The 10,249-nt window shown below is 66.8% G+C and carries 8 protein-coding genes and 1 pseudogene; 5 read left to right on the forward strand and 4 right to left on the reverse strand.

The genetic code is table 11. The features are described from left to right. The first annotated feature begins 170 nt into the window (after window positions 1–170). A complete protein-coding gene (locus NZL82_RS18310) occupies window positions 171–1,343 on the forward strand; it encodes an aminotransferase (RefSeq protein WP_261271183.1) in 1,173 nt (390 codons plus the stop codon). A gap of 71 nt (window positions 1,344–1,414) precedes the next feature. Here NZL82_RS18310 and NZL82_RS18315 read toward each other — a convergent pair whose 3' ends face one another. The 4 genes from NZL82_RS18315 to NZL82_RS18330 are packed head-to-tail and all read right to left on the reverse strand — an operon-like array spanning window position 1,415 to window position 6,685. Next, on the reverse strand, window positions 1,415–2,008 hold the full coding sequence (locus tag NZL82_RS18315) for an alpha/beta hydrolase (protein ID WP_261271184.1): 594 nt from the start codon (window positions 2,006–2,008) through the stop codon (window positions 1,415–1,417). Beyond that, window positions 2,005–2,970, reverse strand: a complete 966-nt coding sequence (gene epsC, locus NZL82_RS18320; protein ID WP_261271185.1) for a serine O-acetyltransferase EpsC — start codon at window positions 2,968–2,970, stop codon at window positions 2,005–2,007. The genes NZL82_RS18315 and epsC overlap by 4 nt, the downstream gene beginning before the upstream one ends. Further along, window positions 2,967–4,046 (reverse strand): histidinol-phosphate transaminase, encoded by a 1,080-nt coding sequence (locus NZL82_RS18325; protein WP_261271186.1) that lies wholly within the window; start codon window positions 4,044–4,046, stop codon window positions 2,967–2,969. The genes epsC and NZL82_RS18325 overlap by 4 nt, the downstream gene beginning before the upstream one ends. Next, window positions 4,046–6,685 (reverse strand): TonB-dependent siderophore receptor, encoded by a 2,640-nt coding sequence (locus tag NZL82_RS18330; protein ID WP_261271187.1) that lies wholly within the window; start codon window positions 6,683–6,685, stop codon window positions 4,046–4,048. The genes NZL82_RS18325 and NZL82_RS18330 overlap by 1 nt, the downstream gene beginning before the upstream one ends. A 336-nt stretch (window positions 6,686–7,021) precedes the next feature. Here NZL82_RS18330 and NZL82_RS18335 point away from each other — a divergent pair, with 336 nt between their 5' ends. The 4 genes and pseudogenes from NZL82_RS18335 to NZL82_RS18350 all read left to right on the forward strand — a co-directional run. Continuing rightward, window positions 7,022–7,243 carry a dicarboxylate/amino acid:cation symporter gene (locus tag NZL82_RS18335; RefSeq protein ID WP_261271188.1) on the forward strand — a complete coding sequence of 74 codons (222 nt, stop codon included), beginning with the start codon at window positions 7,022–7,024 and terminating at the stop codon, window positions 7,241–7,243. Between the two features lie 112 nt (window positions 7,244–7,355). Further along, on the forward strand, window positions 7,356–8,273 hold the full coding sequence (locus tag NZL82_RS18340; protein WP_261271189.1) for a fatty acid desaturase: 918 nt from the start codon (window positions 7,356–7,358) through the stop codon (window positions 8,271–8,273). Next, window positions 8,270–9,106, forward strand: a complete 837-nt coding sequence (locus NZL82_RS18345; protein WP_261271190.1) for a phosphate/phosphite/phosphonate ABC transporter substrate-binding protein — start codon at window positions 8,270–8,272, stop codon at window positions 9,104–9,106. Before NZL82_RS18340 ends, NZL82_RS18345 begins: the two co-directional genes overlap by 4 nt. Window positions 9,107–9,228: 122 nt before the next feature. After that, a pseudogene (locus tag NZL82_RS18350) lies at window positions 9,229–10,116 on the forward strand (DUF3182 family protein); the annotation flags it as partial. Window positions 10,117–10,249 lie beyond the last annotated feature (133 nt).

The raw sequence follows: 10,249 nt of genomic DNA on the forward strand, positions 1-10,249 counted from the left end.
ATCGATCTCCTTAGAAGGCTTATCATCCACCGAACTGATGGGAATATAAGCGGGCAATTCTTGCGCGCCGGAAAGTTTCGGTTTCCGATGGTGGGCGGGCCTCGTTGGGACGACCAAACTGGCACCCGGCTGCGGCGGCTGGGAGCTACCGACCCGGCAATAAGCCGGGCATGAAGGTCTCGATGAACCCAGTCTACGCCAACGCGGTCACCACGATCTTCGAAGAGACCTCGCGCCGTGCGCGCGCATGCGGAGCGATCAACCTGGGCCAGGGGTTCCCCGATACGATTGGCCCACCGGACCTGTTGGAGGCGGCGGCAAGGGCCGTGCTGACCGGGCCTAATCAATATCCGCCGTCACTGGGTTTGCCCGCACTCCGAGGCGCGGTGGCGGAACATTACCGGCGCTTCCAGTCGCTCGACCTCTCCCCCGACGACGTGATCGTCACCTCCGGCGCGACCGAGGCCATCGCTGCGGCGCTCCTCGCGATCGTTTCTCCCGGCGACGAGGTGGTGGTGTTCGAGCCGATGTACGACGCCTATCGTCCGTTGATCGAACGGGCGGGTGGGATCCTGCGGCCGGTAACGCTCCGTCCGCCGGCGTGGCGCATCGTCGAGGACGATCTGGCGGCCGCCATCGGTCCACGAACGCGGGCGGTTCTCCTCAACAACCCCAATAATCCCGCCGCCCGGGTCTTCTCGCGCGATGAGTTGCAGGCGGTCGCGCGGCAATGCGTCGCGCACGATCTCATCGCGATCTGCGACGAGGTGTGGGAGCATGTCGTGTTCGACGGCCGGCAGCACACACCCCTCATCGGCATGCCGGGCATGGCGACTCGCACGGTGAAGATCGGCTCCGCCGGCAAGATTTTCGGCGTGACCGGCTGGAAGGTCGGTTTCGTCGCAGCCGCGCCGCATGTGTTCGGACCGATCGGCCGGGCGCACCAGTTCCTCACCTTTTCGACGCCGCCCAACCTGCAATGGGCGGTTGCCGAGGGCCTGGGCTATTCCGATGCCTTCTTCGCGGACGCACGCGCATCGCTCGAGCGGTCACGGGAGCGGCTGGTGACTCAGCTCTGCGCTGCGGGGTTCGAGTCACTGCCGAGCGAAGGCACGTATTTCGTCACGATCGATCTGGCCGCTTCGGGCTTTGCCGATAGCGACACGGAGTTGTCGGATCGGCTGATTGCGGAAGCCGGTGTCGCCGCGATCCCACTCTCGCCCTTCTACATGAGCCCGTCGGCGCCTTCCGGTTTGCTGCGGCTGTGCTTTGCCAAAGCCGACAACGTGCTGGATGAAGCCGTCGAACGGCTCGGGAAATGGATAGAGGCCGCGTCCCGCTGATGCAGCAGCATGGCGTTTGGGGCTAGCGCAAACCAGCCGATTGGGCCGTCCTCGTCGACACCGCGAATTACCTATCGTTCCAACAGCGATGCAAGCAGCGCCTGTCCCTCTGGCCACTCACCCAGGCCGGACTGCGCGTTGATATGGCCCGCTCGACCGATATCGGCGAAGCCCGCCCCCAAATCCTGAGCCAGTTGACGCGACCGCGTCAGGCTCGCGTAACGATCGTCAGCGCTGGCCACGACGAGCGCGGGGAATGGCAGCGGACCGGCCGGTAATGGCGCAAAGCGGAGCAGGCGCAGGTCGCAGCCCTGCTGCCCCACATCGGGCGGCGCGACCAGCATCGCACCCAGGACCTTCGTTCGCTCTGCTGGCCGTGCGTGTGCTGCCCACCAGACGATGGCCAGACAGCCGAGACTATGCCCGACGAGCACGATCGGAGTTTCGGCCGCCGTCACCGCATCCGCGATCGCGGTCACCCAGCCAGCGCGGGTGGGCGATTCCCAATCGCCCAGAGGGACGCAAACGCAATCGTCCCGACATTGCTGCCAACGTGTCTGCCAATGATCCGGGCCTGAGCCGTTAAGCCCAGGTATGATCAGGCATCGCACCGGTCGAGCGGTGGTTGCTGGTTGGACAAAAGTGTGTGGCCGATACTGATTCATGCTGTCTCCCCACGGTTCTCGACGACGCGCGCGGCTTCGGTGACATGGCCAATCGGTACGGCACTCCCCACCGTCTCGCGCTCCGCGAAAGCCTGATGGATGACAGCGCCAGGCGGCACGCTTTCGGTCAGCCACACGCTGCCGCCGATCACCGCCCCCGCACCGATCGTGACCCGGCCCAGCACCGTGGCGCCGGCGTAAATCACCACATGGTCTTCCACGATCGGGTGACGCGGCAGGCCCTTGACCAGCGAGCCGTCCTCCTGAGCCGGGAAGCTGCGCGCGCCCAGCGTCACCGCCTGATACAGGCGCACGTGGCTGCCGATCACGGCCGTTTCACCGATGACGACCCCGGTGCCGTGGTCGATGAAGAAGCGCTCCCCGATCGCGGCGCCGGGATGGATGTCGATGCCCGTGGCCGAATGCGCCAGCTCGGCAATGATGCGCGCGACGAGCGGGACACCGAGCCGGTATAGCCGGTGGGCGATACGGTGATGGATCATCGCCCGCACGCCGGGGTAGCAGAGCAACACCTCATCCACGCTGCCCGCCGCCGGGTCCCCAGCGAAAGCCGCCTCGACGTCACCGTCGAGAAGCCGGCGGATGTTCGGCAAGTCGTTCCCGAATGCGGCAACTATACTGGCAGCGCGTGCATTCACATCGCCTGCCGCCGCCTCGTCACGATACGCCAGTTCCAGACGCACCTCGGCGCCCAGCTGAGGCAGCGCACGACCGAGCGTCTCCATGACATATGCACGCTCATTGTCTGGACGTACGGTATCCGGGCCCAGCCGCAGCGGAAAGAGCGCACCCTTCAGGTCGGCGAGGATGCCCTCGATCCGTCGCCGCGACGGGAAGCCTTCGACGCCCTGGTCGGCGCCGTTGCGGTGCCGGGCACGCCAGTCGTCGCGCGCGGCCCCCAGTCCGTCGGCTACTGCCGCCAGATTTGGCGCACCGGTCATCCGGCCACCTGCCGCAGCACGGCAAGAAAGCGGTCGTTCTCCGCCGGTCGTCCGACCGTCACGCGTACCCAGTCATCAAGCGGGGGGAACCGCTTGGCAATCTCGATGCCTGCGGTGGCGGCCGCAGCGCGAAGGCGGCCTGCTGCCGGCGTGCGGAAGAAGACGAAGTTCCCGCGCGCATCGGTGTGGCGGAGCGACAGCGCGTCGAGCGCCGTGTGAAGCCGCCGCCGCTCCCCCGCCGTCCGGTCTCGCACCATGGCGACATGGCCCTGGTCCGCCAGCGCCGCGCTGGCGGCCGCAAGCGCAGGGCGGGACAGGGAATGCGGCGCGCCGATCCCCGCCTGACGCAAGGCAGTCGCCAGCGGAGCCTGCGCGATGGCGTAACCGATCGACAGCCCCGCCAGCCCATAGATCTTGGCGAGGGTACGGAAGACGAGCACATTGCGCCCCGCCCGCACATGCCGGATCGCCGACAGCTCGGCGAGGTCGTCATATTCGAGATACGCCTCGTCCACCACAGCCAGCGTCCGGCCGGACACATCAGCGAGAAAGCTGTGCCACGCTCCCGCCTCGCTCACTGTGCCGGAAGGATTGTGGGGGTTCACCAGCGACACGGCCAATGTGTCCCCGCCGACCGCGCGCGACAATGCCGGCAGGTCGTTCTCCAACCGCGCATCAAGCGGTACCGGCCTGCCCCGCCCACCCAGCGGGGCCGCGGCATCGACCAGCGCCGTATAGCCGGGCGCCGAGAAGACGATCTCGCCGCCCCCTGCCCGCCTGCGCGCCAGGAACAGCCCCAGTGCTTCGAGCACTTCGCCGATCACGACCTGCTCGGGCGCGACGCCTTCGAGGCGGGCGATCTGCCGGGCGAGCGCGTCCACCTCGTCCTGCTCGACATAGCGCTCCACGCCAACCGCCGCCGCACGGATGGCGGGCGCGACGTTTGGCGACGGCCCCCAAGCATTCTCGTTGAGTGACAGCCGGGTCCGTGCGGCATGACCAGTCCCGATCGCCGGTGTCGCCGCCACCGCCGCACCCATCGCGATCCACTCGCGCCGGTTGAGCAGCGCCGCCATCAAAAGCTCACTCCGGCGCGAACATAATAAAAGGCACCGCTGAACCCGAAGGGTGAGAATTCGCTGTACGGAAAGACGCCGAACGTATCGGCGCCGGTCAGCGCTGCGGTCGACCGGATGTTCTCGGTCGGATAGACGTTGAACAGATTGTTGGCGCCCACCGTCACCGCCAGGTTGCGGTTGACCTGCCCGGTGAAGCTGAAATCGGTTACCCACTTCGGCTCCAGTTGCTGGATCACATCGACATTGCCCCGCGTCCCGGACTCGGTCGGCAGCGTACGATAGGGCGTCGCGCCTTGCGCGATCAGCGCGACCGCCGCGGGGGTCTGGTTGGTCAGCGCCACCTGTTCGACCCGGCCATAGCGGGTGGCGCGCGCATCGAAGGTGATGGGACCGGTCCGGAAGGTGGCCCCTAGCGCCACCTTGTCGAGCGGCTGACCGCGCTCGACGCGCGTCCTTTCAACGACGTCGAACAGCGGCGTGGTGATACCGAGCGTCGTAATTTGCGGGGGCGTCGCCGCGACACGGCGCAGTCGTGTCTGGTTGTAGTTGTATGCCGCCGTCAGCTTCAGATCGCCCCAGCCGCCCAGCGTGGTCGCATAGGCGGCGGTCACATCGACACCCTGCGTCCGCGTATCGACTGCGTTGGTGAAGTAGCGGACGCTGGTGACGCCCGGAATACCGATGCCGGCGAGATAGTCGCGCAGACGGCGGCTGCCGGACGCATCGACATAGTTGGACGACAGCATGATCCGGTCGTCGATATCGATGTGATAATAGTCGACCGACGCCGTCAGACGGCCACCTGCGTATGTCAGGCCACCGCCGAAGTTGGTCGACGTCTCGGGTTTCAGATCTTGCGCGCCGAGGGCCTTGGCAAGGGCCGAGCCAACCGGCGCGGTGCGGACAAGCACGAATTCTGGAAAGCCCGTCGTGTTGTTGACGATCGTCCGGCTACTGGTGGAACTGAAATATTGCTGGGCAAGGCTGGGCGCGTGGAAGCCGGTGCCGATGGACCCGCGCAGCGCAAAACCCGCCGGCAGGGCGAAGCGCGTCGACGCCTGACCGTTCCAAGTGTCGCCGAAATCGGAATAATGCTCATAGCGTCCGGCGAGATCGACCGTCCAGCCGCGCACGGGTTCCAGTCCGGCTTCCGCAAAGGCGCTGATTGCGTCGCGGTGGACATCGATCACATCGCTCGGCTGAATACCCGTGAAACCCTGCGACCCGATCGTCGGGATCGCGCCGGCATTGGGGCCGTCGAGTACGCGTGCGGGCCCATATTGATAGCTGGCCAGTTCGCCAGCGCCGATCTTGTAGCCGTCACGGCGATATTCGGCACCGATCGCGACGTCGATCGGCGCGGCCAGCCCCGCCTCGACACTGTCCGACAGCGTCAGGTCGGTCGTCCACTGCGAATTCCCATAGCGGCCGTTGTAGAAGCGCGTGGGGCTGGCGGTGCCCAGCGTGGCGTTGAGCGTGTTCCGTGTCCGATATGCGATGCGGTTGCCGCCATAGACGCTGGACAGGTCCCACTTCCAACCGGCCAGATCGCCGCGCAGGCCGAGCGCGCCGGTATAGTCTGTACTTTCGGTATCGACGAAAGGCAGGAAGCCGTTCGGGTAGATCGCACGGACATTCTCGTCCTGCCCCGGGCGGCGGAAGGAGGCGTTGCTCTTCGCCTTGCTCAAGCGATAGCCGCCAAAGCCATAGAGTTCGACGCTGCCGAGCGGCTTGCTGAGATTGACCAGGACGGATCCGTCCTTGAGGTCGCCCTGATCGGCGAAGCGCCAGACGTTGCGATCCACGCTGGCCTCGCGCGGGTCGAGCCGCGTTCCCGCGACGCCGCCCGGCGGATTGAGCCCGATCCCCGCCCCATAACGCGACGACAGCGGCTGCGGCGTGCCCGTCGGCGAAATGCCGAAATAGAATTGCCGCGTGTCCGGCTCGGCACGGTTGGCCGCCTGATGATCGCGATAATAGCCGGTGACGTTGACGAAGCCGTCCTCGCCCAGCTTCAGCCCGCCACCCATCGAAACCTCATAGGTGTCGCCACCGTTGTCATAGGTCGTACCTGCGCTCGCCGTGGCATGCAGCGTCGTATCCGTCCGCAACAGGATGTTGATGACGCCAGCGATCGCGTCCGACCCATATTGCGCCGAGGCGCCGTCGCGCAGGATCTCGATACGACCGATACCCGCGGCCGGGATCTGGTTGAGGTCGGTCGGCGTCGCACCCTTGCCGATCGTACCGCCTGTGTTCACCCAGGCCGCACCGTGCAGCCGCTTGCCGTTCACCAGCACCAGCGTCTCGTCGGGCGACAGCCCCCGCAGCGAGGCAGAGTGGATATGGGTGTTGCCGTCCGGCGTCGTCGGATTGGCGAAGGAGAAGGACGGCGCCAGCTGGCGCAGGACCTCGCTCGTCTCCTGATAGCCCGAGGCGCGCAGGTCGTCGCCGCGCAAGAGGTCGATCGGCACCGGCGAGGTTGTCACGGTACGTTCGCCCGCGCGCGTTCCGGTGACTACGATCTCATTGCCTGGCTCTGCCTGTTCGATAGCCGCTTGGGAGCCCGCATCCTGTGCGGCTGCGGCCGCGATGGGTGACACGCTGGCCAGCAGCCCCGCTACGATGATCTTCATCCATCAACCCCCTTGCCGATCGGGCGGAACCTATTGGTGCTCGCCTCTCGAGCATATCCTATGCATTTGGTAGGATTTGATAGAAATGATTGGGCGCTATCAAGCTCCAACTTCACCGCCGGTTTTCACTCCCCGACCTTGCTAACCCGCTCCGAGACCCGCTGCCGAAAACGACGATCGATTTATCTCCTGACGCCTCTGTCCTGACCGACCCAAGCTCATCGCCCCTCTCAGACCCGTGACGCTGTTCGACATCGAGGACGACGAAACGCCCTCGAAGCGTCGGCTGGCCGACGCCGGAGACCGGCTGATGGGAACGCACGTTATCGACACGCCGTGATCGCAGGGCTGCCGAACCAGATCAGCTTCTTCGCCGCCTACGCCCCCGTCGCGCTGGCCGTCGGCGACCCGATCGAGCTGTTGCCGCTGTTCCTCGCGGTCGACACGATCCCTGACATGTTCGCCACCGCGGCCAATGTCACCGCCGACGTCGCCTTGACCGCGCTCCTCACCGAACGCGAGACGGAGGACGCAGACGAGCCATCGCCGGTCAACTAGACGGATGATGACCGGGCTGGCGACCGACAAGATCAGCTATCACGCAGACGACGTTTCCTAGCCTTCAATTCCGACTAATTTGGTGGATGATCTTCGTTAAAGGAGGTCCGCCATGATACGCAAGCCCTCAGGCCAGAGGCCCGGCGACGGCCGCCCTCCACTCGAATGGCCGACCATGGTGGTCGCCGCGCTGATCTACGGCGGCTGGCTGGCGTTGACCTGGTGGCATGCGGCGCTTCCGGCACCCGTCATCGTCGTCGCCGGCGGCTGGCTCGTCGCGTGGCACGGCTCGCTGCAGCATGAGACGATCCACGGCCACCCGACGCGCTGGCGCGCGGCGAACGCGGCGAACGCGGCGATCGGCGCGGTGCCGCTGTCGCTCTGGCTGCCCTATAGCCTCTATCGCGACAGCCACGTCGCGCATCACCGCAGCCCGCATATCACCGATCCGCTCGACGATCCGGAATCGCGCTATGTCGCGAGTGGGCGCGGTGTCCGCCATGTCGCGGCGCGGGTGCAGGCGACACTGCTCGGTCGATTGTTGATCGGCCCGCTCCTGGCCGTGCTTGCGCTCGCCGCCGACGAGGGCCGCCGACTGTTCCGCCAGCCCGGCCGGGTCGCCCGCGACTGGCTGCCGCACCTCGCGCTGGTCATCCCGATCGTCGCGTGGCTCGAATGGACGGGGTTCGGCACGCTGCGCTATCTTCTGCTGGTGGTGTATCCCGGCCTGTCGCTGACGCTGCTGCGCTCCTTTGCAGAGCATCGCGCCGACCTGCCCGGCCCCAGCCGCGCCGCGATGGTCGAGCGGGCCGGGCCGCTCGGCCTGTTGTATCTCAACAACCATCTGCACACCGCGCATCACGATCGCCCCGACCTTGCGTGGTATCGCCTGCCGGAACACCAGCGGCGTCACCATGCGCGCCTGTCCGCGCAGGCGCGGCGCGTCCATCGCAGCTATGGCGAGATCGTCCGTCGCTTCGCGCTGACGCCGCACGACGCCTTGGTCCATCCGGGCCGACAGGACCGATGACGAGCACGCCCGTCGCCTCACTGGGCATGTACGACCACCCAGGTCAGCGCGCCGCCAATGACGCTTTATGGTCGGCAATCGCCCGACATCTGCACGGACGCGGTATCGTCGCACCAGACGCCCTAGACCGGGCCCGTTCGGTCGAGGCGATCTGGCACGACCCGGACCTGCTGTTCGCACAATGCTGCGGCTATCCGCTCGTCGCCGATCCGGACCTCGCGCTGCGGGTGATCGCCGTGCCGATCTATGCGTTGCCCGACTGCCCTCCGGGGCGCCATTACAGTCGCATCCTCGTACGCACCGAGGATCCGGCGAGCAGCTTGGCCGCGTTCGCTGGGCGTCGCGTGGCGATCAACGCCCCGCTTTCCAACACCGGCGTAAACCTGCTGCGGGCTGCCGTAGCGCAGATTGGGGCACCGCAAGATTTCTTCGGCCCGACGATCGTCACCGGATCACACCGTGCCAGCATCGACGCGGTCGCTAGCGGTCGCGCGGATATCGCCGCGATCTATGCCGTGACCGCCGCGGTGATCGCTCGCGACGATCCGACCGCGCTACGCGGCCTGCGCGACCTGGCCAGGACACCCCGCGCGCCCAACCTGCCCTTCGTCACCGCCCGCACGACGCCGCCCGCGGTCATCGCCGCGTTGCGGGAGGCGCTGCACGCCGCCATCCTCGACCCCGCCCTGGCGCCAGCACGCGCCGCGCTGCTTCTCAACGACATCGTGCCGGCGTCCATCCATCGCTACCGCATGCTCGCGCGGATCGGGCGCGAAGCACCGGCGCTCACCGTCGATCCGTCGGCAACGAAGGTCACCACCGTAATTCGTTGATCGCCGCGTGAACTGGTGCGGCGATGGCCCGTTGAGGCTATTCCTCTGGCAAGGTGAACGGCATGCCCAGCGCTCCCGAGCTTCACGACGTGGCGACAGCTTCGCCCTGCGTTCCCGGTCTGATGCCATGGCGAACCCGCGGTGTCGCCGCGCTGGTCGATCATGCGCACCCGGCCGGCAACGTCCATGATCGCGCATCGCGCGCGACGCTGCTCGCCCGGATCGCGGCCGTGCTCGACCAACCCCTGCTCGATCCCATGGATGCCGGGCAGGCGTCGCTCGCGACCGCGTTGCTGGTGCCCAGCGACGCCCTGGACGCCCGCATTGCCATCGCCGCCGGCATCGTCGATCGCCACGACCTGTTGGGCGGCGTCGTTCCTGCGCCGTTCGTCGCCACCAAGGCGATTTCCCACGGCTTGATCGACGAGAGGGCGGCGTGCCCTGCCGGCTGGTCCTTCGCGATGAGCCGGCTGCGGGGAGACGCCGCGCTGCCCGGCTATACCGCCTTCACCCATACCGACGCGGCCAGGGCCGGTCGCCTGTTGCTCACCAGGGGCGCAGTGCGCATCAAGGACGTGTGCGGCAAGGCGGGTCTGGGTCAACAGGTCGTCCGCACCGCGCAGCAGCTGGACGCCGCGCTCGCCCGTGAGGATGCGGCGGACCTCGCCGAACACGGTATCGTGCTGGAAGAAAATCTGACCGATGTCGTCACCTACAACGTCGGCACGGTCGAACTCGGCCACCAGTGCATCAGCTATTGGGGCACGCAGACGCTCACCACCGACCACAAGGAGCGCGAGGTCTACGGCGGCACCGATCTCCACGTCGTACGCGGCGGCTTCGCCGACCTTGCGGCGCTCGAACTGCCCGATCACCTCGCGCAGGCGATCCGCTGCGCGGCGATCTTCGACGCGGCGGCCCACGCCGCTTATCCCGACATCCTGCTGACGCGGCGCAATTATGACGTGATCGAGGGCACGGACGCGGGCGGGACCCGGCGGATCGGTGTGCTCGAACTGAGCTGCCCCCTTCTGAGTGGTCCATGGACTATGACAGTCTGGATCAAAGAAGGGACAACGAATGCCTGCCAAGAAGCACAAGCCCGAGGAGATCATCGGCAAGCTGCGTGAGGTTGAGATCATG

The organism is Sphingomonas sp. LC-1, from assembly GCF_025371035.1.
Classification (GTDB): Bacteria; Pseudomonadota; Alphaproteobacteria; order Sphingomonadales; family Sphingomonadaceae; genus Sphingomonas; species Sphingomonas sanguinis_E.